Genomic DNA, 24,037 nt, shown 5'->3' with positions numbered 1-24,037 from the left:
GTCCGCCGTGGCCTACCCATCGGCTGCCCAGTCGCCGCCCGCGCGACAACCCTCGGTGAAGGTGATCCTGGCCAGCGCCGACGTCCAGCGTGTGGTCGACCGCATCGCCCACCAGATTTTGGAGAAGACCCAGGGCGCCCAGCAGACCGTGCTGCTCGGCATCCCCACCCGCGGCGCCCCGCTGGCGAAGCGGCTCGCCGCCCGGATCTCCGCCTTCGAGGACGTCGCCGTACCGGTCGGTGTGCTCGACATCACCCTCTACCGTGACGACCTGCGCCGGCAGGCCACCCGCGCGGTCGGCCCGACCCAGCTCCCGCCGGGCGGCATCGACGGCAAGCGGGTCGTGCTCGTCGACGACGTGTTGTTCTCCGGTCGCACCGTCCGGGCCGCGCTCGACGCCCTCAACGACATCGGTCGCCCGGCGTCCGTGCAACTCGCCGTCCTGGTCGACCGGGGCCACCGCGAGCTGCCGATCCGCGCCGACTACGTCGGCAAGAACATTCCGACCTCACTCGCCGAGAGCGTCAAGGTCACCCTCGCCGAGACCGACGGCGCCGACGAGGTCCGGTTGTACGGCGAAGGGCCAGCACTGTGATCCGGCACCTGCTCTCCGGCGCGGACCTGGACGCCGCCACCGCCACCGAGATCCTGGACACCGCCGCGGAGATGGCCACCGTGGCCGGCCGCGAGGTCAAGAAACTGCCCGCGCTGCGCGGGCGGACCGTGGTGAACCTCTTCTACGAGGACTCCACCCGCACCCGGATCTCGTTCGAGGCGGCGGCGAAGCGGCTGTCCGCCGACGTGATCAACTTCTCCGCCAAGGGCTCCAGCGTCACCAAGGGCGAGAGCCTCAAGGACACCGCGCTCACCCTCCAGGCGATGGGCGCCGACGCGGTCGTGGTCCGGCACCCCGCCTCCGGCGCGCCGCACCGGCTCGCCGACTGGGTGGACGGGTCGGTGGTGAACGCCGGCGACGGCACCCACGAGCACCCGACCCAGGCGCTGCTCGACGCGTACACGATGCGCTCCCGGCTGGGCCGGCTGGCCGGCCTCTCGGTCGCGGTGGTCGGGGACGTGCTGCACAGCCGGGTGGCCCGCTCGAACGTCCTGCTGCTGTCCACCCTCGGCGCGAAGGTCACCCTGGTCGGCCCGCCGACGCTCATCCCGGTGGACATCGCGGCGGCGCTCGCGCCCGGCACCGACGTCTCCTACGACCTGGACGCGGTGCTGCCGCAGTCCGACGTGGTGATGATGCTGCGGGTGCAGCGGGAGCGGATGAACGACTCCTACTTCCCGTCCGCCCGCGAGTACGCCCGCCGCTACGGGCTGGACGGTTCGCGGATGCGCCGGTTGCCGGAGCACGCGATCGTCATGCACCCCGGTCCGATGAACCGGGGCATGGAGATCACGCCCGAGGTCGCCGACTCGGCCCGCTCCACCATCGTCGAACAGGTCGCCAACGGGGTCTCCGTGCGGATGGCCGTGCTCTACCTGCTGCTCGGAGGGAACAACCGGTGACCGCGTACCTGATCAAGAACGTGAGCGTCGTCGGCGCCGCGCCGACCGACCTGCTGATCCGCGACGGCGTCGTCGCCGAGACCGGCGCGGGGCTGACCGCGCCGGACGCCACCGTGGTCGACGCCACCGGCCTGGTCGCCCTGCCCGGCCTGGTCGACCTGCACACCCACCTGCGCGAGCCGGGCCGGGAGGACGCCGAGACGGTGGAGACCGGGTCCCGGGCGGCGGCGCTCGGTGGGTACACCGCGGTCTGCGCGATGGCCAACACCTCGCCGGTCGCCGACACCGCCGGCGTGGTCGAGCAGGTCTGGCGGCTGGGCCGGGAGGCCGGGCTGGTCGACGTTCAGCCGATCGGGGCGGTCACCGTCGGCCTGGCCGGCGAGCACCTCGCCGAGCTGGGCGCGATGGCCGACTCGGCGGCCCGGGTGCGGATCTTCTCCGACGACGGGCACTGCGTGGCCGACCCGAAGCTGATGCGCCGGGCGCTGGAGTACGTCAAGGCGTTCGACGGCATCATCGCCCAGCACGCCGAGGAGCCCCGGCTCACCGAGGGCGCCCAGATGCACGAGGGCGAGGTGTCCACCCGCCTCGGGCTGACCGGCTGGCCCGCGGTCGCCGAGGAGGCGATCATCGCCCGGGACGTGCTGCTCGCCGAGCACGTCGGCAGCCGCCTGCACGTCTGCCACGTCTCCACCGCCGGCAGCGTCGAGGTGCTGCGCCAGGCCAAGGCCCGGGGCGTACGGGTCACCGCCGAGGTGACTCCGCACCACCTGCTGCTCACCGACGCGCGCGCCGAGACGTACGACCCGGTCTTCAAGGTGAACCCGCCGCTGCGGACCGAGACCGACATCGCCGCGCTGCGCGCCGCGCTCGCCGACGGGGTCATCGACATCATCGCCACCGACCACGCCCCGCACGCGGTGGAGGACAAGGAGTGCGAGTGGGCGTACGCCCGGCCGGGCATGCTCGGCCTGGAGACGGCGCTGTCGATCGCGATCGACGTGTTCGGAGGTGACTGGGACCTGATCGCCGAGCGGATGTCCCGCACCCCCGCCCGGATCGCCGGTCTCGACGGGCACGGCGTCGACCCGGCGCCCGGCGTACCGGCGAACCTGACCCTGGTCGACCCGGCCGCCCGCCGGGTGGTCGAGCCCGCGGAGCTGGCCAGCCGCAGTCGCAACACCCCGTACGCCCGCATGACGCTGCCGGGTCGCATCGTGGCGACCTTCCTGCGCGGCGAGCCGACGGTCCTGGACGGAAAGGCTGTCAAGTGATCCGAGCGAGGAGTGCAGCGGAGCGGAGCCCCGCAGTCCGGACCGAAGGAGGCACAGCATGGTGAAGCGCAGGCCGGCGATCCTCGTTCTGGAGGACGGGCGCACGTTCCACGGCGAGGCGTACGGCAGCGTCGGGGAGACCTTCGGCGAGGCGGTCTTCAACACCGGCATGACCGGTTACCAGGAGACCCTGACCGACCCGTCCTACCACCGGCAGGTGGTGGTGCAGACCGCGCCGCACATCGGCAACACCGGCGTCAACGCCGACGACGACGAGTCCGGCCGGATCTGGGTCGCCGGGTACGTGGTGCGGGACCCGGCCCGGATCGGCTCGAACTGGCGCGCCACCGGCGGCCTGGAGGACCGGCTCGCCGCCGAGGGCGTGGTCGGCATCAGCGGCGTGGACACCCGGGCCCTGACCCGGCACCTGCGCGAGCGGGGCGCGATGCGGGTCGGCATCTCCAGCGTGGAGACCGACCCGCGGGCGCTGCTGGCCCGGGTCCGCCAGGCGCCGGAGATGGTCGGCGCGGACCTCTCCGCCGAGGTGAGCACCGCGGAGCCGTACGTCGTCCAGGCGCAGGGCACGCACCGGTTCACGGTCGCCGCCCTGGACCTGGGCATCAAGCGAAACGTGCCGCGCCGGCTCGCCGCGCGCGGGGTCACCACCCACGTGCTGCCGGCACACTCCACCGTCGAGGACCTGCTGGCCACCGGCGCGGACGCGGTCTTCCTCTCGCCCGGCCCGGGTGACCCGGCCACCGCCGACCGTCCGGTGGCCCTGGCCCGGGAGGTGCTCGGCCGTCGGGTGCCGCTGTTCGGCATCTGCTTCGGCAGTCAGATCCTCGGCCGGGCGCTGGGTTTCGGCACCTACAAGCTCGGCTACGGCCACCGGGGCATCAACCAGCCGGTGCTGGACCGGGTCACCGGCAAGGTCGAGGTGACCAGCCACAACCACGGCTTCGCGGTCGACGTGTCGGGCCGCGAACAGGAGCTCAGCGCGGTGCGGGCGCCGGGCCGGAGGCCCGGCGTGGTCGTGCCCGACCAGGTGATCGAGACCGAGTTCGGTGGCGTCCAGGTCTCGCACGTCTGCCTCAATGACAACGTGGTCGAGGGGCTGCGGGCGAAGGACGTGCCCGCCTTCACCGTCCAGTACCACCCGGAGGCGGCGGCCGGCCCGCACGACGCGGACTACCTGTTCGACCGCTTCGCCGAGCTGATCGAGGGCGGAAAGAATGCCTAAGCGCACAGATCTCAAGCACATCCTCGTCATCGGCTCCGGGCCGATCGTGATCGGGCAGGCCTGCGAGTTCGACTACTCCGGCACCCAGGCCTGCCGGGTGCTGCGCAGCGAGGGCATCCGGGTCAGCCTGGTCAACTCCAACCCGGCGACGATCATGACGGACCCGGAGTTCGCCGACGCCACGTACGTCGAGCCGATCACCCCGGAGTTCGTCGAGCTGGTCATCGCCAAGGAGCGTCCGGACGCGATCCTGCCCACCCTGGGTGGGCAGACGGCGCTGAACACGGCGGTCGCGCTGCACTCCGCGGGCGTCCTGGAGAAGTACGGCGTCGAGCTGATCGGCGCGAACATCGACGCGATCAACCGCGGCGAGGACCGGCAGCTGTTCAAGGACATCGTCGCCAAGGCCGGCGTACGGCTGGGCGTCGAGGACCCGACCGGCCTGGTGCCCCGCTCGCGGGTGTGCCACTCGATGGCCGAGGTCGAGGAGACCGTCGCCGAGCTGGGCCTGCCGGTGGTGATCCGGCCGTCGTTCACGATGGGCGGCCTGGGCTCCGGCATGGCGCACACGCCGGAGGAGCTGGCCCGCATCGCCGGTGACGGCCTGGCGGCGAGCCCGGTGCACGAGGTGCTCATCGAGGAGAGCGTGCTCGGTTGGAAGGAGTACGAACTCGAACTGATGCGGGACCGGCACGACAACGTGGTGGTGGTCTGCTCGATCGAGAACGTCGACCCGATGGGCGTGCACACCGGGGACAGCGTCACCGTGGCCCCGGCCATGACGCTGACCGACCGGGAGTACCAGCGCCTGCGCGACCTCGGCATCGCGGTGCTGCGCGAGGTCGGGGTGGACACCGGCGGCTGCAACATCCAGTTCGCGGTGAACCCGGCGGACGGCCGGATCGTGGTGATCGAGATGAACCCCCGGGTGTCGCGTTCCTCGGCCCTGGCGTCGAAGGCGACCGGCTTCCCGATCGCCAAGATCGCCGCCAAGCTGGCCATCGGCTACACGCTGGACGAGATCCCCAACGACATCACCCTCAAGACCCCGGCGGCGTTCGAGCCGACCCTGGACTACGTGGTGGTGAAGATTCCCCGGTTCGCGTTCGAGAAGTTCCCCGGTGCCGACCCGGAGCTGACCACCACGATGAAGTCGGTGGGCGAGGCGATGAGCCTGGGCCGTAACTTCACCGAGGCGCTGAACAAGGCGATGCGCTCGATGGAAACGAAGGCCGCGGGCTTCTGGACCACTCCGGACCCGGAGGGGGCCACCCGGGAGAACACCCTCGCGGCGCTGCGGATGCCGCACGACGGCCGGCTCTACACCGTGGAGCGGGCGCTGCGGCTCGGCGCGTCGATCGCCGAGGTCGCCGCCGCCTCCGGTGGCATCGACCCGTGGTTCCTGGACCAGATCGCCGCCCTGGTCGAGCTGCGCGCCGAGATCGTCGCCGCCCCGGTGCTCGACGCGGATCTGCTGCGCCAGGCGAAGCGGGCCGGCCTGTCCGACCGGCAGCTGGCCGCGCTGCGTCCCGAGCTGGCCGCCGAGGACGGCGTGCGTACGCTGCGCCACCGGCTGGACATCCGGCCGATCTACAAGACCGTGGACACCTGCGCGGCCGAGTTCGAGGCGACCACGCCGTACCACTACTCGTCCTACGACTCCGAGACCGAGGTCGCCGGCTCGGACCGGCCGAAGGTGCTGATCCTCGGCTCCGGGCCGAACCGGATCGGCCAGGGCATCGAGTTCGACTACTCGTGCGTGCACGCGGTGATGGCGCTGCGCGGCGCGCCGGTGGGCACCGCCGGGTCCGGTTCCGCCGGCGTCGGCTTCGAGACCGTCATGATCAATTGCAACCCGGAGACGGTCTCCACCGACTACGACACCGCCGACCGGCTCTACTTCGAGCCGCTCACCTTCGAGGACGTGCTGGAGGTGTGGCACGCCGAGGACACCTCCGGCCGGGCGGCCGGCGGTCCCGGGGTGGTCGGGGTGATCGTGCAGCTCGGCGGGCAGACGCCGCTGGGTCTGGCGCAGCGGCTCAAGAACGCCGGCGTGCCGGTGGTCGGCACCTCCCCGGAGTCGATCCACCTGGCCGAGGAGCGGGGCGCGTTCGGTGCGGTGCTCGCCCGGGCCGGGCTGCGCGCCCCGGCGCACGGCACCGCCACCTCGTACGACGACGCGAAGGCGATCGCCGACGAGATCGGCTACCCGGTGCTGGTGCGGCCCTCGTACGTGCTCGGTGGGCGGGGCATGGAGATCGTCTACGACGACGCCACGCTGCGCGACTACATCGGCCGGGCCACCGACATCAGCCCGGACCACCCGGTGCTGGTGGACCGCTTCCTGGACGACGCGATCGAGATCGACGTGGACGCGCTCTGCGACGCCGACGGCGAGGTCTACCTGGGCGGCGTGATGGAGCACATCGAGGAGGCCGGCATCCACTCCGGCGACTCGTCCTGCGCGCTGCCGCCGATCACCCTGGCCGGCTCGCACGTGGCGCAGGTGCGCCGCTACACCGAGGCGATCGCCCGCGGCGTCGGCGTCCGCGGCCTGCTCAACGTCCAGTACGCCCTCAAGGACGACATGCTGTACGTGCTGGAGGCGAACCCGCGCGCGTCGCGGACCGTCCCGTTCGTGTCCAAGGCCACGGCGGTGCCGCTGGCCAAGGCGGCGGCCCGGATCGCGCTCGGCGCCACGATCGCCGAGCTGCGCGCCGAGGGGCTGCTGCCGGCCACCGGGGACGGCGGCTCGTTGCCGGCCGACGCCCCGATCGCGGTCAAGGAGGCGGTGCTGCCGTTCAAGCGGTTCCGCACCCGCACCGGCAAGGGGGTGGACTCGCTGCTCGGCCCGGAGATGAAGTCGACCGGCGAGGTGATGGGCATCGACACCTCCTTCGGCCACGCGTTCGCCAAGTCGCAGTCCGCCGCGTACGGCTCGCTGCCGACCAGCGGGAAGATCTTCGTGTCGGTGGCCAACCGGGACAAGCGCGGCATGATCTTCCCGATCAAGCGGCTGGCCGACCTGGGCTTCGAGATCGTGGCGACCACCGGCACCGCCGAGGTGCTGCGCCGGCACGGCATCGCCTGCGAGCAGATCCGCAAGCACTACCAGTCCGGCGCGGGCGAGGACGCGGTGTCCCTGATCCTCGGCGGCGACGTCGCCCTGGTGGTGAACACCCCGCAGGGTTCCGGGGCGAGTGCCCGCTCGGACGGGTACGAGATCCGCAGCGCCGCCGTGACGGCGGACATCCCGTGCATCACCACGGTGCCCGGCGCGGCGGCCGCGGTGATGGGCATCGAGGCGCGGATCCGGGGCGACATGCAGGTCCGTCCCCTTCAGGACCTGCACGCCGCCCTGCGGGCCGCCCGGTGACCGCCCCCGCCGCGCCGGCACTGTCGTCGATCACGAGGTTGACCGGCGGGTCGATCTCCGGCGGACCGGCCAACCTCATGATCGACGCTGTCGGGCGGGGGAGTGGGGCGTGATTTTCGAGCGGGTGGTGCGGCCGGGGTTGTTCCGGGTCGGGGGTGGGGACGCGGAGGCGGCGCACGAGTGGACGCTGGGCCGGCTCGGCGCGCTGTCGCGCCGGCCGGCGGCGCTCGCCGCGCTGCGGGCCCGCTACCTGGTGCGCGCCCCACGCACCGTGTTCGGGGTGGAGTTCCCGAACCCGGTGGGGCTGGCCGCCGGGATGGACAAGGACGGCGCCGCGCTGCCGGCCTGGCCGGCGCTGGGCTTCGGCTTCGTCGAGGTCGGCACGGTCACCGCGCACGCCCAGCCGGGCAATCCCCGGCCGCGGCTGTTCCGGCTGCGGGACAGCGAGGCCGTGGTCAACCGGATGGGGTTCAACAACGCCGGGGCGCCGGCCCTCGCGGCGCGGCTGGCCGCGCTGCCCCGCCCGATCGGGGTCCCGCTGGGCATCTCGCTGGGCAAGTCGAAGGTGACGCCGCTGGAGGACGCCGTCGGCGACTACCTCACCGCGTACCGGGCGCTGCGCGGGCACGGCGACTACTTCGCGGTCAACGTGTCCTCGCCGAACACCCCCGGGCTGCGCGCGTTGCAGGACCGGGCCCACCTGGACGCGCTGCTCGCCGCGCTGGTGGGGGAGAAACCGGTACTGGTGAAGATCGCCCCGGACCTGACCGAGCCGGCCGTCGCCGAGCTGCTGGAGGTCTGCCTGGCCCGGGGCGCGGCCGGGGTGATCGCCACCAACACCACGCTGTCCCGCGACGGCCTCGCCCCGACCGACCGGGACCGTGGCGCGCAGACCGGCGGGTTGTCCGGCCGGCCGCTGGCGGCGCGCGCCCGGGAGGTGGTGTCGTTCGTGCACCGGGAGACCGGCGGCCGGCTGCCGATCATCGGGGTGGGTGGCATCGTGGACCCGGACGACGCGGCCCGGATGCTCGACGCCGGCGCCAGCCTGGTCCAGCTCTACACCGGCTTCATCTACCGCGGCCCGGCCCTGGTCCGGGCCGCCGCCCGGGCGGCGGCCACGGCCACACCGGTGGGGGTCGCTTCCCGGTGAGATCGTCGGGCGGTCGCGCCGGCGGGGCCCCGGTCCGGGGCGGCGGCGGTGACCGGTCGGGAGAGGAAGAGGCACCGATGACGGCCGAGGAGATCCTGGCCGGCGACCGGGCGCACGTGTGGCACCCGTACGCCGCGCTGCCACCGGCCTCGCCGCCGTACCTGGTGGACAGCGCCGAGGGCGTACGGCTGCGGCTGGCCGACGGCCGGGAACTGGTCGACGCGATGTCGTCCTGGTGGGCGGCCATCCACGGCTACCGGCACCCGGTGCTGGACGCGGCGGTGACCGGCCAGCTCGGCCGGATGAGCCACGTGATGTTCGGCGGGCTGACCCACGAGCCGGCGGTCACCCTGGCGCGCACGCTGGTGGAGCTGGCTCCGGACGGGCTGGAGCACGTCTTCCTGGCCGACTCCGGCTCGGTCTCGGTCGAGGTGGCGGTCAAGATGTGCCTGCAGTACCAGCGGGCCACCGGCCGGCCGGAGCGCCGCCGGCTGGGCACCTGGCGGGGCGGCTACCACGGCGACACGTTCCACCCGATGAGCGTCTGCGACCCCGAGGGCGGGATGCACCACCTGTGGGGCGACGTGCTGCCCCGGCAGGTCTTCGCCCCGGTGCCGCCCGCGGGTTTCGACACCGGGCCGGACGAGGCGTACTGCGCGGCGCTGGTGGCGGCGGTGGAGAGCCACGCGGACGAACTGGCCGCCGTGATCGTCGAGCCGGTGGTCCAGGGTGCCGGCGGGATGCGGTTCCACCACCCGCACTACCTGCGGGTGCTGCGCGAGGTGACGGCCGCCCACGGCGTCCTGCTGATCTTCGACGAGATCGCCACCGGCTTCGGTCGCACCGGCCGGATGTTCGCCGCCGAGCACGCCGGCGTCGCACCGGACGTGCTCTGCGTGGGCAAGGCGCTGACCGGGGGCTACCTGACCCTGGCGGCGGCGCTGTGCACCCCGGAGATCGCCCGGGGCATCTCCGCCGGTGGCGTGCTGGCGCACGGGCCGACGTTCATGGGCAACCCACTGGCCTGCGCGGTCGCCAACGCCTCTCTGGGGCTGCTGCGGGCCACCGACTGGGCGGGGCGGGTGTCCCGCCTCGAGGCGGGACTGCGGGCCGGCCTGGAGCCGCTGCGCGGCGCGCCGGGGGTGCGCGACGTGCGGGTGCTCGGCGGGATCGGCGTGGTGCAGCTCGACCACGAGGTGGACCTGCCGGCGGCCACCGCCGCCGCCGTCGGCGCGGGGGTCTGGCTGCGGCCCTTCCGGGACCTGGTCTACACCATGCCGCCGTACGTCACCGACGACGCGGACCTGGCCCGGATCGCCGCCGGGGTCGCGGCCGCGGTCGAGGCGGGCTGAGCGACCGGTCCCGCGGGGCCGGAGGTACGCGGGCGGCGCGCGCCGCCCGCGCGAGGAGTGCGCGCGGCGGGGGATCCGTCGGCGGTACGCGAAGAGGGAGGGCACTGCCATGGAGACCTTCGGCGCACGGCTGCACCGGGCTGTCCGCGAGCGGGGGCCGCTGTGCGTCGGCATCGACCCGCATCCGGGTCTGTTGGCCCGGTGGGGCCTGGCGGACGACGTCCGGGGACTTGACCGGTTCGTCGGGACAGTCGTGGACGCCCTCGGTGACCGGGTCGCGGTGGTCAAGCCCCAGTCGGCCTTTTTCGAGCGGTTCGGGTCCCGAGGGGTGGGGATTCTTGAGTCAACTATCCGACAGTTACGGGATGCCGGTTCGCTCGTTCTGCTGGACGTCAAGCGTGGCGACATCGGCTCGACCGTCGCCGCGTACGCCTCGGCCTATCTGGATCCATCGAGCCCGTTGTATGTCGACGCGGTGACCGCCAGTCCGTACCTGGGGGTCGGCTCGCTCGCCCCGATGTTCGAGCTGGCGACCGCGCACGGCGGCGGTGTCTTCGTGCTGGCGCTGACCTCGAACCCCGAGGGGGCCTCGGTGCAGCGCGCCGCGACGGCCGACGGGCGGACCGTCGCGCAGACCGTGATCGACGAGATTTCCCAGCTCAACGCGGGTGTGCAACCGCTGGGCAGCATGGGCCTCGTGGTCGGGGCGACGATCGGCGAGACCGGGCACGACCTGTCCCGGGTGAACGGGCCGCTGCTCGCTCCGGGTCTCGGCGCGCAGGGTGCCGCGGCCGCGGATCTCCGCGTCGTGTTCGGGTCCAGCCTGCCCTCGGTGCTGCCGTCGTACTCCCGGGAGGTGCTCGGTGCGGGCCCGGACCCGGCCGCCCTGCGGGCCGCGGCGGACCGTCTCCGGGACGAGTGCCGGGCCGTCCTGGCTGCCGGTTGACTGACTGACGGCTCGGTCACTTTCGCTTGCCCGGGGCGCGCCCACGTTGCCGAAAGCTCCGGCGACCGCTAGTTTTCCCCGCGCTGGGAACCACGGACCCCTTGGTTCACAGCGACACCACGTTTCACAGATGCGGCGGTGCGCCCCGCCCGTCGCGATAGGGACCTGAGGAGAACTGGTGCCGCTCCCGTCACTGACCCCCGAGCAGCGCGCGGCCGCGCTGGAGAAGGCCGCGGAGATCCGCAAGGCCCGTGCTGAGCTGAAGGAGCAGCTCAAGCAGGGCAAGACCACCCTCGGAGCCGTCCTCGAGCGGGCCGAGTCCGACGACGTCGTCGGCAAGCTCAAGGTGTCCGCCGTCCTCCAGGCGATGCCGGGCATCGGCAAGATCCGGGCCACCCAGATCATGGAGAAGCTCAAGATCGCCGACAGCCGCCGCCTGCGCGGTCTCGGCGAGCAGCAGCGCAAGGCACTGCTTGGAGAGTTCGCCGCCAACTGAGGCCGGCAGCAGGTAGAAACAAGCAGTGAGCACGGATGACGAGGCGCGCCCGGCGGCTCGGCTCACTGTCCTGACGGGACCCTCGGGTTCCGGCCGGGAGAGTGTCGTCGAGCGGGTTCGGGCGCGTTCTCCGTCCGTGTGGATCCCGGTGCCGGCCACCACCCGGCCCCGCCGCCCGCACGAGGTGGACGGGGCCGACCGGTTGTTCGTCACGCCGGCGGAGTTCGACCGCCGGGTCGCGGCGGGCGAGCTGCTGGAGTGGAGCCGGTTCGGCCCGCACCGCCGGGGCACCCCGTACCCCCCGCTGCGGGCCCGGCTGGACGCCGGTCACCCGGTGCTCCTCGCCCTGGACCTGGCCGGCGCGCTCGGCGTCCGGGCGACGCTGCCGGACGTCCGCCTGGTGCTGCTGCACCCGCCCGGTGTCCGCCCCGACCCGACCGTCCGCGCGGTGGCCGAACGCGCCGTCACGCACGACCTGACCGAACGGGTCGTCGACGAACTGGTAGGCTTGTTCGGTTCATCCTTTCTGACTCCGGCGCGACCGCGCGTGCGCGGTTGACCGCCAGCACCGCGCGCGGTGTGCACAGACGCAGAGGTTAATTCGTGGGATCCATCGCCAACCCCGAAGGCATCACCAACCCGCCGATCGACGAGCTCCTCGAGAAGACCACGTCGAAGTACGCGCTGGTCATCTTCGCGGCCAAGCGCGCGCGTCAGGTCAACGCCTACTACAGCCAGCTCGGCGAGGGCCTGCTGGAATACGTGGGCCCGCTGGTCGAGACGACCCCCCAGGAGAAGCCGCTCTCCATCGCGATGCGCGAGATCAACGCGGGCCTGCTCACCGCCGAGCCGACCGACCAGCCGTAATCCGCCCGGCACCGATGTCCCCCCGGATCGTCCTCGGGGTCGGTGGCGGCATCGCCGCCTACAAGGCGTGCGAGCTGCTGCGACTCCTCACCGAATCGGGTCACCAGGTCCGGGTCGTGCCGACCGCGTCGGCGCTCCGCTTCGTCGGGGCGCCGACCTGGGCGGCGCTCTCCGGCCAGCCGGTGGCCGACGACGTCTGGGCCGACGTGCACGAGGTGCCGCACGTGCGGCTCGGCCAGCAGGCCGACCTGGTCGTGGTCGCACCGGCCACCGCCGACCTGCTCGCCAAGGCCGCCCACGGTCTCGCCGACGACCTGCTGACCAACACGCTGCTCACCGCCCGCTGCCCGGTGGTGCTGGCTCCGGCCATGCACACCGAGATGTGGGAGCACCCGGCCACCGTGGCCAACGTCGCCACCCTGCGCTCCCGCGGCGTACGCGTCGTCGAGCCGGCGGTGGGCCGGCTCACCGGCGCCGACAGCGGCAAGGGCCGGCTGCCCGACCCGGCGGAGATCTTCGCCGTCGCCCGGCGGGCCCTGGCCCGAGGCGTCGACGCCCCCGCCGACCTGGCCGGCCGGCACGTGGTGGTCACCGCCGGCGGCACCCGGGAGCCACTGGACCCGGTGCGCTTCCTCGGCAACCGCTCCTCCGGCAAGCAGGGTTACGCCTTCGCCCGCTGCGCGGTGGCCCGGGGCGCCCGGGTGACCCTGATCGCCGCCAACGTCGCGCTGCGCGACCCGGCCGGGGTGGACCTGGTCCGCGTCGGCACGACCGCCGAGCTGCGCGAGGCCACCCTCACCGCCGCCGAGGACGCCGACGCGGTGGTGATGGCGGCCGCTCCGGCGGATTTCCGTCCGGCGGCCTACGCACCTGGCAAAATCAAGAAGTCGGACGACGGCGGCGCGCCCACCATCGAGCTGGTCACCAACCCGGACATCGCCGCCGAGCTGGGCCGGCGGCGTCGCCCCGGGCAGGTGCTGGTGGTGTTCGCCGCGGAGACCGGCGACGCGGAGGCCAACGGCCGGGCCAAGCTCGCCCGTAAGCGGGCCGACCTGGTCGTCGTCAACGAGGTCGGTGCGGACAAGGTCTTCGGCGCCGAGACCAACGCCGCGACCGTCATCGGCGCGGACGGCTCGGTCAGCCGGATGCCCGAGCGGTCCAAGGAGGACCTCGCCGACGGGGTGTGGGACCTCGTCGTGTCCCGGCTGGCGGAACGGTCCTGAACGCTGGGCGCCTCCGCGTTCCCGGAGTCACCCGCTGCGCCTGGTGACTAAACTGCCGCGGAGCGAACGTTCAAGAGTCTTCACATGCTTAGGAGTGCCGTGACACGTCTCTTCACGTCCGAATCGGTCACGGAAGGCCACCCGGACAAGATCGCCGACCAGATCAGCGACGGCATCCTCGACGCCCTGCTCGCGCAGGACCCGCACAGCCGGGTCGCGGTGGAAACCCTCATCACGACCGGCCAGGTGCACGTGGCCGGTGAGGTCACCACGAAGGCGTACGCCGACATCCCCACCATCGTGCGGGAGACCATCCTCGGCATCGGCTACGACTCGTCGAAGAAGGGCTTCGACGGGGCGTCCTGCGGCGTCAGCGTCTCCATCGGCGCGCAGTCGCCGGACATCGCCCAGGGCGTGGACAACGCCTTCGAGCTGCGCACCGGCGCCTCGGAGAGCGCGCTGGACGCGCAGGGCGCCGGCGACCAGGGCATGATGTTCGGCTTCGCCTGCTCGGAGACCCCCGAGCTGATGCCGCTGCCGATCGCCCTGGCGCACCGGCTGGCCCGCCGGCTGTCCGCGGTGCGCAAGGACGGGACGATCCCGTACCTGCGGCCGGACGGCAAGACCCAGGTCACCATCGAGTACGACGGCCTGCGGCCGGTCCGGCTGAACACCGTGGTGGTCTCCAGCCAGCACGCCGCGGACATCTCGCTGGACTCGCTGCTGACCCCGGACGTGCGGGACCACGTCATCGCCCCGGAGCTGGAAAGCCTGGGTCTGGACACCGAGGGCTACCGGCTGCTGGTGAACCCGACCGGCCGGTTCGAGATCGGCGGTCCGATGGGCGACGCCGGACTGACCGGTCGGAAGATCATCGTCGACACCTACGGCGGGTACGCCCGGCACGGCGGCGGCGCGTTCTCCGGCAAGGACCCGTCCAAGGTGGACCGGTCGGCCGCGTACGCGATGCGGTGGGTGGCGAAGAACGTCGTCGCGGCCGGCCTGGCCGAGCGGTGCGAGGCGCAGGTGGCGTACGCGATCGGCAAGGCGCACCCGGTGAGCCTGTTCATCGAGACCTTCGGCACGGAGACGGTGCCGGTGGCGTCGATCGAGAAGGCGGTGACCGAGATCTTCGACCTGCGCCCGGCCGCGATCATCCGGGACCTCAACCTGCTGCGGCCGATCTACGCCCAGACCGCCGCCTACGGCCACTTCGGCCGGGAGCTTCCCGACCTGACCTGGGAGAACACCGACCGGGCCGCCGACCTCAAGTCGGCCGCGGGAGCCTGACCGCCAGCCGGCACGGCGACCGGCGACCCGCCGACGGGTCGCCGGTCGCCCGGGTCTGCGTCGACGTGCCGCTGGCCCACCTGGACCGGCCGTTCGACTACCTGGTCCCCGCCGCCCTGGCCGCCGAGGCCGTGCCGGGCACCCGGGTGAAGGTCCGCTTCGCCGGCCAACTGGTCGACGGTTGGCTGCTGGAGCGCGCCGACGACAGCGGGCACACCGGGCGGCTGGCGTACCTGGAGAAGGTCGTCTCGCCGGAGCCGGTCCTCGCGCCGGAGGTGGTGACCCTGGCCCGTGCGGTCGCCGACCGGTACGCGGGCAGCCTCGCCGACGTGCTCCGCCTGGCCGTGCCGCCCCGGCACGCCCGGGTGGAGAAGGAGGCCCGCCCCACGCCTGACGGGGCAACGCCCGCCGACAGCGCCGCCGTGCCGGCCGACGGCACCTCTCCGGCCGGTGACACCGTGCCGGCCACCGTCACCGCGACCGCGCCGGATCCGGGATGGTGGCGGGACTATCCGGCCGGGTCGGCCCTGCTGCGCGCCCTGGCCGACGGCCGGCCCGCCCGGGCCGTCTGGTCCGCCCTGCCGAGCGAGGACTGGCCCGCCCGCTACGCCGAGGCGGTCGCCGCCACCGTCGCCGGTGACCGGGGTGCGGTGGTGGTGGTCGCCGACAACCGGGATCTGGACCGGCTCGACGCCGCACTGACCGCCGTGCTCGGCCCCGGCCGGCACGTGACCCTCTCCGCCGCGCTCGGGCCGGCCCGCCGCTACCGGGCGTTCCTGGCCGCCCGGCGCGGGGCGGTGCCGGTGGTGATCGGCACCCGGGCGGCGATGTTCGCCCCGGTTCGCCGGCTCGGCCTGGTGGCGATCTGGGACGACGGCGACGACCTGCACGCCGAGCCGCGGGCGCCCTACCCGCACGCCCGGGAGGTGCTGCTCACCCGCGCCCAGCTCACCGACGCCGCCGTCCTGGTCGGTGGGTTCGCCCGGACCGCCGAGGCGCAGCTGCTGGTGGAGACCGGCTGGGCGCGCGAGGTGGCGGCCGACCGGGCGACCGTACGGGCCCGGATGCCGGCGATCGCCCCCACCGGCGACGATCCCCAGCTCGCCCGGGACCCCGGTGCGGCCACCGCCCGGCTGCCCAGCCTGGCCTGGACCACCGCGCGCGCGGCGTTGCAGGCCGACCTGCCGGTGCTCGTGCAGGTGCCCCGGCGCGGCTACCTGCCGTCGGTGGCCTGCGCCGACTGCCGTACCCCGGCCCGCTGCCCGCACTGCGCCGGTCCACTCGCGCTGCCCTCGGCGCAGGGCACGCCGGCCTGCCGCTGGTGCGGCCGGGTCACGGCCGCGTACGCCTGCCCGCAGTGCGGTGGACGGCGACTGCGCGCCTCGATCACCGGTGCCCGGCGAACCGCCGAGGAGCTGGGCCGCGCGTTCCCGGGGGTGCCGGTGCGGACGTCCGGACGGGAGGAGGTCCTCGCCACCGTGCCCGGCGGGGCGGGCCTGGTGATCGCCACGCCCGGCGCCGAACCGGTCGCCGACGGCGGCTTCGGCGCGGTGCTGCTGCTCGACTCGTGGGCCCTGCTCACCCGCGCCGACCTGCGCGCGGGGGAAGAGGCGCTGCGCCGGTGGCTGTCCGCCGCCGCGCTGGCCCGCCCGGCGGCCGGCGGCGGTCGGGTGGTGGTGGTCGCCGACGGTGCGCTGGCCCCGGTGCAGGCGTTGCTGCGCTGGGACGCCGCCTGGTTCGCCGCCCGTGAGCTGGCCGAACGCCGGGAGCTGGGCTTTCCTCCGGCGGTCCGGATGGCCAGCGTCACCGGACCGGCCGCCGCGGTGGCCGACCTGCTGGCCGAGGCGCGGCTGCCGGCGGAGGCCGAGCTGCTCGGACCGGTGCCGGCCGACGGGGACCGGGAGCGGATGCTCGTGCGGGTGCCCCGGGCGCGGGCCGCCGCGCTGGCCGGGGCCCTGCACTCGGCCGCCGGGGTACGCACCGCCCGCAAGGCCGCCGACCCGGTCCGCCTCCAGGTGGACCCGCTGACCCTGTTCTGACGGGCCCGCGGGTCACCGGCGCGCCTATCCGGGGTCGGCGCCGGACAGCGGGAACGAGTGGTGCTCGTGGGTCACCACCCACCGGCGGGAGTCCCGGCGCAGCCCCAGGGTCAGTCGCAGCCGCCGCTCCGGGTCGGCCCGCAGGTCCTCCGGTGTGCCACAGCGCAGCAGGGCGTACGCGAAGGCGACGTCACCGCCGACGGTGACCGACAGCTCGTCGATGTCGAACGAGCTACCGCCGGCCTGCCACCGGAAGAACGGCGGCCAGGTCTCCCGGTACGCGTCGAGGCCCCGTACCCCCCGGTCCGGCGGTGGCACGTCGAACATGACGATGTCCTCGGCGTGGTCGGCGAGGACACCGGGCAGGTCGCCGGCGTGCACCGCCGCGGCCCACCGTTCGATCAGCGCGCGGATCTCGTTCTCGTCGTCGCTCGGCATGGTGGATCTCCCTCCGGCGGGCGTGTCACCGGTTCGCATCGGCCCCTCCCGGTTCGAGAGGTCGCCGCCAGGGTAGGACAGACACCGGACGGCACGGCCCGAAGCGGACGGGTCGCCGTCCGGTCCGGCGGTTCCTCCGTGGTACGGGTGTCGCGGTGCGTGATCGTCGCACCCCGTGTGCGGAAGAGCCCCACCGCAGCAGTGGTAGCATCGCCCGTCATGCCCGGGCGCACGACAGCCGCCGCTCACGGCGTGATCGTGGCGGTGACGGCGCGACGTCGACGAAGTCAATCAGCCGGTGATCAGGGGTGTACCAGTCGTGACCGACCGTAAATCGATCGTCTTCAACGGCGACCTCGGCAGCGGCAAGAGCACCGTCTCCGTGGAGATCGCCGAACGGCTGGGCCTGCGCCGGGTCAGCGTCGGCGACCTCTACCGCCAGATGGCGCAGGAGCGGCAGATGACCGCCCTCCAGCTCAACCTGCACGCCGAGCTGGACCAGGCCGTCGACGGGTACGTCGACCAGCTCCAGCGGGACATCGCCGCGTCCGGCGAGTCGCTGGTCATGGACTCCCGACTGGCCTGGCACTTCTTCACCGACGCGCTCAAGGTGCACATGATCACCGAGCCGGGCGAGGCCGCCCGCCGGGCGCTGCTGCGTCCCTCCGGGCCGGCGGAGAGCTACACCTCCCTGGAGGAGGCGAAGGCCAAGCTCCGGGAACGCAGCGACAGCGAGCGCAACCGGTTCATCGTCCGGTACGGGGTGGACAAGGCCCGGCTGCGCAACTACGACCTGGTCTGCGACAGCACCCGCGCCACCATCGCCGAGGTGATCGCGCACATCGTCGACGCGTACGAGGGACGGCTGGGCGCGGACGTGCTGCGCGACAACCCGCCGCTGCTGTTGCTCGACCCGGCCCGGGTGTACCCGACCGAGGACGTCGCCGGCCTGCGCGACCTGTGGGACTCCCGCTTCGTCGGCGAGGTGGCCGCTGGCGGCGACGGGGCCCTCGAACCGCTGCGGATCGGCTACACCGGCGAGTACTTCTTCGTGGTGGACGGCCACCGCCGGCTCAGCGCGGCGCTGCAGAACGGCTTCCACCTGGTGCCGGCCCTGCTGGTCGCCGAGGTGGACGAGCCGGTCGTCGGCGGGATGAGCGCGGTGGACTACTTCGCCGCCCAGGCCCGTCCCGGTCTCATCCACGACTGGGAGGCCGCGCACTCGATCACCCTGCCGCTGCCCGAGCACGCCCTGCTCGCCGCCGGGGACGCGGTGCTGGCCGGCGAGCCGGGCACCGTCGCCTGAGCCGCCCGGAACCGGGGTCGCGCCAGGTGCCCGCCACGCGCATGATGGAGCCCTCCGGCCCGATCGACGCGGGAGGCCCGCCATGGACGCCGCCGAGGCACTCGCCCTGCTGATGTCGCCCGAAGGACGGGCCGACCCCTACCCGACGTACGAGCGGCTGCGCGCGCACGGACCGGTGGTCCAGGCCGGGCCGGTCTTCTACGTGGTCACCGGCCACGACGAGGCCGACGCCATCCTGCGCGACCCCGGCTTCGGGGTGATGGACGACGTCCTGCGCGACCGGTTCCTGCCCGGCTGGCGGAACAGCCCGGCGGTCACCTCGATCTCCCGGTCGATGCTGCGCACCAACCCGCCCGACCACAGCCGGATGCGCCGGCTCGCCGCCGGGGCGTTCACCCCGCGCCGGATCGGCGCCATGCGGGACGTGGTGACGGCGCAGGCCGACGACCTGGTCGACACGATGGTCGCCCGCGCCGAGGGGGGCGAGCCGGTCGACTTCATGGCCGACTTCGCGTACCCGCTGCCGGTGGGCGTGATCTGCGCGCTGCTCGGCGTACCGGCGGCCGACCGGCCGCTGTTCCGCCGCTGGGCCGCCGACCTGACCGGCGTGCTGGAGCCGGAGATCACCGCCGACGAACTGGCCGTCGCCGACTCCGGCGCCACCGAGCTGCGGGACTACTTCACCGACCTGGTGGCCGCCCGCCGGCACACGCCGGCCGACGACCTGACCAGCGCCCTGGTGCGGGTGCACGACGCCGGCGACGAACGGCTCTCCGGGGACGAGCTGCTGGCCAACCTGGTGGTGCTGCTGGTCGCCGGCTTCGAGACGACCACCAACCTGCTCGGCAACGGCCTCGCCGTGCTGCTGGAGCACCCCCGCGAGGCCGGCGCGCTGCGCGACCACCCCGACCTCGCTCCGGCGTACGTCGACGAGCTGCTCCGCTTCGACTCCCCGGTGCAGCTCACCACCCGGGTCAGCGGCGTGGACACCCGGCACGGCGACGTCGACGTCCCCGCCGGAGCGTGGGCCCTGGTGCTGCTCGGCGCGGCCAACCGGGATCCCCGCCGCTACCCGGAGCCGGAACGTTTCGACCCATGGCGCGCGCAGCTCAACCCGCTGTCCTTCGGCGCCGGACCCCACTACTGCCTCGGCGCCGCGCTGGCCCGGCTGGAGGCGCAGGTGGCCTTCCCGCTGCTGCTGCGCCGGCTGCCCGGCCTGGCCCCGGCCGGCCGGCCCCGGCGCCGGACCCGGCTGACGCTGCGCGGCTACGACACCCTCCCGGTGACCATCGACACGCGCGCGGCGGCCCCGCATCGCGGTACGCCGGCCGGGGCGGCCCCGGCCACTCCGTAGACTGGTACGGCCAGCCCGTCCAGCCCACGAAGGAGCCACCCCGAGTGACCGTCCAGCCCATCCGTCTGTTCGGGGATCCGGTGCTGCGCACGCCGGCCGATCCGGTGGTCGACTTCGACGCCGAGCTGCGCCGGCTCGTCGCCGACCTCACCGACACGATGCGCGAGCAGAACGGCGCCGGTCTCGCCGCGCCGCAGCTCGGAGTGGGTCTGCGGGTGTTCACCTTCGACGTCGACGACGTGCTGGGCCACCTGGTCAACCCGGTGCTGGAGTTCCCGGACGCCGAGGAGCAGGACGGCCCCGAGGGGTGCCTGTCCATCCCGGGGCTCTACTTCGACACCAAGCGCCGGCAGAACGTGATCGCCAAGGGCTTCAACGGCTACGGCGACCCGGTGCAGATCGTCGGCACCGGCCTGATGGCGCGCTGCGTGCAGCACGAGACCGACCACCTCGACGGGGTGCTGTTCGTCGACCGGCTGGACCCGGCCGGCCGCAAGGAGGCGATGAAGGCGATCCGCCAGGCGGAGTGGTACGACGCCGCCGCCCCGCCCACGGTCAAGCTGAACCCGCACGCCGCCGGCAGCCCTTTCGGTCTGGGTCGGTGAGCCGGTGCGTGTGATCTTCGCCGGCACCCCGGCCGTCGCCGTACCCGCCCTGGCCGCCGTCGCCGCGTCCGGGCACGAGCTGGTCGCCGTGGTGACCCGCCCCGACGCCCCGGCCGGCCGGGGCCGTGGCCTGTCCCGCTCCCCGGTCGGCGCGTGGGCCGACGAGCACGGGGTCGAGGTGCTCACCCCGGCCCGCCCCCGGGAGCCGGAGTTCCTGGACCGCCTGCGCGAGCTGGCGCCGGACTGCGTGCCGGTGGTCGCGTACGGCGCGCTGGTGCCGCCGGCCGCGCTGGAGATCCCCCGGCACGGGTGGATCAACCTGCACTTCTCGCTGCTGCCGGCCTGGCGGGGCGCGGCCCCGGTGCAGCACGCGGTGCTGCACGGCGACGAGGTCACCGGCGCCAGCGTCTTCCAGCTGGAGGAGGGCCTCGACACCGGGCCGGTCTTCGGCACCCTGACCGACGAGATCCGCCCCGGTGACACCTCCGGCGACCTGCTGGAGCGGTTGGCCGACTCGGGCGCCGGCCTGCTGGTCGCCGTCCTGGACGCGCTCGACGCCGGCACCACCCGGGCCGAACCGCAGCCGGCCGACGGGGTGTCCCTGGCGCCGAAGCTGACCGTCGACGACGCCCGGGTCCGGTGGACCGACCCCGCCTTCGCGGTCGACCGGCGGATCCGCGCCTGCACCCCGGCGCCCGGCCCGTGGACCACGTTCCGCGACGAGCGGGTCAAACTCGGTCCGGTCACCCCGGAGCCGGACGGCCCGGAGCTGAAACCCGGCGAGCTACTGGTGGAGAAGTCCCGGGTGCTGGCCGGCACGGCCACCACCCCGGTGCGCCTGGGCGAGGTCCGGGCCGCCGGCAAGCGGGCCATGCCCGCCACCGACTGGGCGCGGGGCGCCCGGGTCACCGCCGGCGAGGTGCTCGCGTGAGCGCGAGGAGTGAGCCGGTGTTGCGAGCCCCGCAGTCGCGAACGAAGGGCGTTTCAGCGTGAGCGCGAGGAGTGAGCCGGTGTTGCGAGCCCCGCAGTCGCGAACGAAGGGCGGTTCAGCGTGACCGGGCCGACCGACCGGCCCGCGCGCTCCGAGCCGCGGTCCGACCAGGGCACGGGGCCGCGCCGGCCCTCCGGCGAGCGCCCGGACCGGCCGTACGCCGACCGGGGCGGGCGGCCCGCGCGCGGCGACGACCGCGGCCCGCGCGGCGGCACCGACCGGCGGGGTGGCCGACCGCCACGACCGGCGGTGGACCTGCCCCGGCACGCCGCGTACGAGGCGGTCGCGGCGGTGCACCGCGACGACGCGTACGCCAACCTGGTGCTGCCCGCGATCCTGCGCGATCTCGGGCTGTTCGGCCGGGACGCCGCGTTCGCCACCGAGCTGACCTACGGCACCCTGCGGCACCTCGGCACGCTGGACGCGATCCTGTCCGACGCGGCCGGCCGGGACGTGCAACGCATCGACCCGCCGGTGCGCGACGCGCTGCGGATCGGGGCGTACCAACTGCTGCACACCCGGGTGCCGGCGCACGCTGCGGTCTCCTCCACGGTCGACCTGGTGCGGTCGGTCGGTCCGGGCGCGACCGGGTTCGCCAACGCGGTGCTGCGCGAGGTGGCCGGCCGGGACGCCGACGCGTGGGTGGCGAAGCTGGCCCCGCCGGTCGAGACCGACCCGATCGGCCACCTGGCCGTGGCCTACAGCCACCCGCAGTGGATCGTGCGGGCGTTCAGCGAGGCGCTCGGCGGCGACCTGGGGGAGACCACCCGGCTGCTCATCGAGGACAACGAGCGCCCGCCGGTGCACCTGTGCGCCCGGCCCGGCCTGGCCGACCCGGTGGAGCTGGCCGACGAGGTCGGCGGCGTGCCCGGCGCCTTCTCCCCGTACGCGGTCTATCTCGGCGGCGGAGCGCCCGGCGACCTGGCGGCGCTGGCCGAGGGCCGGGCGCACGTGCAGGACGAGGGGTCGCAGCTGGTCGCCGACGCGCTCGCGGCCGCCCCGCTGGACGGGCCGGACGGCCGCTGGCTGGACCTGTGCGCCGGTCCCGGCGGCAAGGCGGGCCTGCTCGGCGCACTGGCGGCGCAGCGCGGGGCGCGGTTGACCGCCGTCGAGGTGTCCGAGCACCGTGCCCGGCTGGTCAGCCAGGCCACCCGGGGCCTGCCGGTCACCGTCGTGCACACCGACGGTCGCACCGTCGGCGCCGGGGAGAAGCTGCCCGAGGGGTACTTCGACCGGGTACTGGTCGACGCGCCGTGCACCGGGCTGGGTTCGCTGCGCCGGCGGCCGGAGTCCCGCTGGCGGCGTCAGCCGTCGGACCTGCCGCCGCTGACCCGGTTGCAGCGGGAACTGCTCGCCGCGGCGCTGAAGGCGGTCCGGCCCGGCGGGCTGGTGGCCTACGTGACCTGCTCGCCGCACACGGTGGAGACGCACGTGACGGTGACCGAGTCGGCCCGCCGCTCGGGTGTGCCGGTGGACTTCGTCGACGCCCGCCCGCTGCTGCCCGCCGGCATGCCCGGGCTCGGCGACGGCCCGACGGTGCAGCTCTGGCCGCACCGCCACGGCACCGACGCGATGTTCCTGGCCGTCCTCCGCCGCACCTGACCCCACCTCCTCGGCCACCCGTCCGCGGCGGGGGCGGGTGGCCGGGGTTCGGGGGTCAGGAGCGGGGGAGTGCCTTCGTGCCGGCGTTCTTGACCGAGCGGGTCAGGGTGCGGTCGTCGGCCCACAGGAAACACTGCACGCCGCGGTCGCCGTTGCGCCAGTCCTGCTCGTACGGCTGGAAGTAGATCGACCCGATGCGGAACTGGACGTCGCTCCGGGGCACCTTCGTGTAGCTCGCGACCAGCGACAGGCAGGCCCGGTGGGCCTTCGCCTCGGCCCGGTCGAAGGCCGCGTAGCTGGTGTCCGGGGCGACCCAGACGCCGACGAACTCGGCCCGGTGCCGGGACGTGCAGGCGACCGCCTTCATCTCGGTGACCGCGTCGCCCTTCATGACCGGGTCGTAGCACCCGTGCCGCAGCGGCGCCGCCCCGGTCAGGGCACCCTTCAGGCTGCCGGTGCGCAGCACCACGCTCGGGTCGTCCACCCCGCGCACCTCGGTGGCGTCGCAGCGGAACCAGCGGGACCCGCCGGTCCACGCCGCCGGCGACGGGTACACCACCGTGACGCCCACCCGGCCGGTACGCCAGTCCGCGCCCAGTGCCTTGTTCACCTCGCGGTGGCAGGCGGCGTACGCGGTGCGGGTACCGGCGGAGCCGGGCGCCGGGGGCTTGTCGGTCTGCGCGGCGGCGCCGGTCAGGGTGCCCACGTGCAGGGTCTCCACCCGGTGCGGGACGTCGCAGCCGATCGGCCCGTACGAGCTGAGGTAGCCGACGTCCTGGACCTGCGAGTGGCAGGTCCCCGCCTCGGGGGTGAACGCCGCCGGTGCGGCGATCGTGGTCCAGTCGTCGGTGAGGTCACCGTCGGTGCCGGCGGGCGGGTCGCCGCAGCCGCCCAGCGCCAGCGCCGTCGCGGCCCCCAGCACGACCCCGATGAGCCACCGTCGCATCCCCGTCGACCTCCCTCGTTCCCG

At 74.2% G+C, this 24,037-nt stretch carries 20 protein-coding genes and 1 pseudogene; 19 read left to right on the top strand and 2 right to left on the bottom strand.

Going from position 1 to position 24,037, the window contains the following annotated elements; genetic code table 11:
- The first annotated feature begins 7 nt into the window (after nucleotides 1-7).
- The 14 genes from pyrR to D7223_RS26885 all read left to right on the top strand — a co-directional run bounded on the left by pyrR (nucleotide 8) and on the right by D7223_RS26885 (nucleotide 16,771).
- Nucleotides 8-595, top strand: coding sequence for a bifunctional pyr operon transcriptional regulator/uracil phosphoribosyltransferase PyrR (gene pyrR / locus D7223_RS26950; RefSeq protein ID WP_120731408.1), 588 nt, complete (start codon nucleotides 8-10; stop codon nucleotides 593-595).
- Nucleotides 592-1,518 carry an aspartate carbamoyltransferase catalytic subunit gene (locus D7223_RS26945; protein ID WP_120731407.1) on the top strand — a complete coding sequence of 309 codons (927 nt, stop codon included), beginning with the start codon at nucleotides 592-594 and terminating at the stop codon, nucleotides 1,516-1,518. The genes pyrR and D7223_RS26945 overlap by 4 nt, the downstream gene beginning before the upstream one ends.
- Nucleotides 1,515-2,792 carry a dihydroorotase gene (locus D7223_RS26940; protein WP_120731406.1) on the top strand — a complete coding sequence of 426 codons (1,278 nt, stop codon included), beginning with the start codon at nucleotides 1,515-1,517 and terminating at the stop codon, nucleotides 2,790-2,792. Before D7223_RS26945 ends, D7223_RS26940 begins: the two co-directional genes overlap by 4 nt.
- 61 nt (nucleotides 2,793-2,853) lie before the next feature.
- Entirely contained in the window at nucleotides 2,854-4,032 is a 1,179-nt protein-coding gene (gene carA, locus D7223_RS26935; RefSeq protein WP_186832409.1) for a glutamine-hydrolyzing carbamoyl-phosphate synthase small subunit, read from the top strand.
- Entirely contained in the window at nucleotides 4,025-7,408 is a 3,384-nt protein-coding gene (carB, locus tag D7223_RS26930) for a carbamoyl-phosphate synthase large subunit (protein ID WP_120731404.1), read from the top strand. Before carA ends, carB begins: the two co-directional genes overlap by 8 nt.
- Nucleotides 7,409-7,517: 109 nt before the next feature.
- Nucleotides 7,518-8,558, top strand: a complete 1,041-nt coding sequence (locus tag D7223_RS26925) for a quinone-dependent dihydroorotate dehydrogenase (RefSeq protein ID WP_120731402.1) — start codon at nucleotides 7,518-7,520, stop codon at nucleotides 8,556-8,558.
- Between the two features lie 77 nt (nucleotides 8,559-8,635).
- The gene (locus D7223_RS26920; protein WP_120731400.1) at nucleotides 8,636-9,910 is read left to right on the top strand and encodes an adenosylmethionine--8-amino-7-oxononanoate transaminase; all 1,275 of its coding nucleotides are present in this window, start codon (nucleotides 8,636-8,638) and stop codon (nucleotides 9,908-9,910) included.
- A 109-nt stretch (nucleotides 9,911-10,019) separates the two neighbouring features.
- The gene (pyrF, locus tag D7223_RS26915; RefSeq protein WP_120731398.1) at nucleotides 10,020-10,856 is read left to right on the top strand and encodes an orotidine-5'-phosphate decarboxylase; all 837 of its coding nucleotides are present in this window, start codon (nucleotides 10,020-10,022) and stop codon (nucleotides 10,854-10,856) included.
- 178 nt (nucleotides 10,857-11,034) lie between these two features.
- Nucleotides 11,035-11,352 carry an integration host factor, actinobacterial type gene (gene mihF, locus D7223_RS26910; RefSeq protein ID WP_007458370.1) on the top strand — a complete coding sequence of 106 codons (318 nt, stop codon included), beginning with the start codon at nucleotides 11,035-11,037 and terminating at the stop codon, nucleotides 11,350-11,352.
- Between the two features lie 25 nt (nucleotides 11,353-11,377).
- Nucleotides 11,378-11,911: a nucleoside/nucleotide kinase family protein gene (locus D7223_RS26905; RefSeq protein ID WP_120731396.1), complete on the top strand. Its 534-nt coding sequence runs from the start codon at nucleotides 11,378-11,380 to the stop codon at nucleotides 11,909-11,911.
- Nucleotides 11,912-11,955: 44 nt separating this feature from the next.
- Nucleotides 11,956-12,219: a DNA-directed RNA polymerase subunit omega gene (gene rpoZ / locus D7223_RS26900; RefSeq protein ID WP_007075826.1), complete on the top strand. Its 264-nt coding sequence runs from the start codon at nucleotides 11,956-11,958 to the stop codon at nucleotides 12,217-12,219.
- 14 nt (nucleotides 12,220-12,233) lie between these two features.
- The gene (gene coaBC, locus D7223_RS26895; RefSeq protein ID WP_120731394.1) at nucleotides 12,234-13,442 is read left to right on the top strand and encodes a bifunctional phosphopantothenoylcysteine decarboxylase/phosphopantothenate--cysteine ligase CoaBC; all 1,209 of its coding nucleotides are present in this window, start codon (nucleotides 12,234-12,236) and stop codon (nucleotides 13,440-13,442) included.
- A 99-nt stretch (nucleotides 13,443-13,541) separates the two neighbouring features.
- A complete protein-coding gene (metK, locus tag D7223_RS26890) occupies nucleotides 13,542-14,732 on the top strand; it encodes a methionine adenosyltransferase (protein WP_238162247.1) in 1,191 nt (396 codons plus the stop codon).
- Complete coding sequence (locus tag D7223_RS26885; protein WP_120731561.1) at nucleotides 14,729-16,771, top strand: primosomal protein N'; 2,043 nt, start codon at nucleotides 14,729-14,731, stop codon at nucleotides 16,769-16,771. Before metK ends, D7223_RS26885 begins: the two co-directional genes overlap by 4 nt.
- A 33-nt stretch (nucleotides 16,772-16,804) precedes the next feature.
- On the opposite strand, the pseudogene D7223_RS26880 reads toward D7223_RS26885, so the two are convergent.
- Nucleotides 16,805-17,209, bottom strand: a pseudogene (locus tag D7223_RS26880) (YybH family protein); the annotation flags it as partial.
- Nucleotides 17,210-17,528: 319 nt separating this feature from the next.
- On the opposite strand from D7223_RS26880, the gene D7223_RS26875 reads away from it, so the two are divergent.
- The 5 genes from D7223_RS26875 (at nucleotide 17,529) to D7223_RS26855 (ending at nucleotide 23,067) form a co-directional block, all read left to right on the top strand.
- The gene (locus D7223_RS26875) at nucleotides 17,529-18,515 is read left to right on the top strand and encodes an AAA family ATPase (RefSeq protein WP_120731388.1); all 987 of its coding nucleotides are present in this window, start codon (nucleotides 17,529-17,531) and stop codon (nucleotides 18,513-18,515) included.
- 82 nt (nucleotides 18,516-18,597) lie between these two features.
- The gene (locus D7223_RS26870; protein ID WP_120731387.1) at nucleotides 18,598-19,869 is read left to right on the top strand and encodes a cytochrome P450; all 1,272 of its coding nucleotides are present in this window, start codon (nucleotides 18,598-18,600) and stop codon (nucleotides 19,867-19,869) included.
- Between the two features lie 44 nt (nucleotides 19,870-19,913).
- Entirely contained in the window at nucleotides 19,914-20,474 is a 561-nt protein-coding gene (def, locus tag D7223_RS26865) for a peptide deformylase (protein ID WP_120731385.1), read from the top strand.
- A gap of 4 nt (nucleotides 20,475-20,478) precedes the next feature.
- Nucleotides 20,479-21,405 (top strand): methionyl-tRNA formyltransferase, encoded by a 927-nt coding sequence (fmt, locus tag D7223_RS26860; RefSeq protein WP_120731383.1) that lies wholly within the window; start codon nucleotides 20,479-20,481, stop codon nucleotides 21,403-21,405.
- Nucleotides 21,406-21,525: 120 nt separating this feature from the next.
- Nucleotides 21,526-23,067, top strand: a complete 1,542-nt coding sequence (locus D7223_RS26855) for an RsmB/NOP family class I SAM-dependent RNA methyltransferase (protein WP_120731381.1) — start codon at nucleotides 21,526-21,528, stop codon at nucleotides 23,065-23,067.
- A gap of 55 nt (nucleotides 23,068-23,122) precedes the next feature.
- Here D7223_RS26855 and D7223_RS26850 read toward each other — a convergent pair whose 3' ends face one another.
- Nucleotides 23,123-24,013, bottom strand: coding sequence for a septum formation family protein (locus D7223_RS26850; protein WP_120731379.1), 891 nt, complete (start codon nucleotides 24,011-24,013; stop codon nucleotides 23,123-23,125).
- Between the last annotated feature and the right edge of the window lie 24 nt (nucleotides 24,014-24,037).

Source organism: Micromonospora endolithica (genome assembly GCF_003626595.1).
GTDB lineage: Bacteria > Actinomycetota > Actinomycetes > Mycobacteriales > Micromonosporaceae > Micromonospora > Micromonospora endolithica.
The sequence above is the reverse complement of the archived record's forward strand: the minus strand, read 5'-3'. Positions and strand labels throughout refer to the sequence as shown.

Excerpts from the sequence above, each read along its gene's own strand:
- carB (WP_120731404.1), top strand. The coding sequence starts at position 4,025 with ATGCCTAAGCGCACAGATCTCAAGCACATCCTCGTCATCGGCTCCGGG.
- D7223_RS26920 (WP_120731400.1), top strand. The coding sequence starts at position 8,636 with ATGACGGCCGAGGAGATCCTGGCCGGCGACCGGGCGCACGTGTGGCAC.
- pyrF (WP_120731398.1), top strand. The coding sequence starts at position 10,020 with ATGGAGACCTTCGGCGCACGGCTGCACCGGGCTGTCCGCGAGCGGGGG.
- coaBC (WP_120731394.1), top strand. The coding sequence starts at position 12,234 with ATGTCCCCCCGGATCGTCCTCGGGGTCGGTGGCGGCATCGCCGCCTAC.
- D7223_RS26870 (WP_120731387.1), top strand. The coding sequence starts at position 18,598 with ATGGACGCCGCCGAGGCACTCGCCCTGCTGATGTCGCCCGAAGGACGG.
- D7223_RS26850 (WP_120731379.1), bottom strand. The coding sequence starts at position 24,013 with ATGCGACGGTGGCTCATCGGGGTCGTGCTGGGGGCCGCGACGGCGCTG.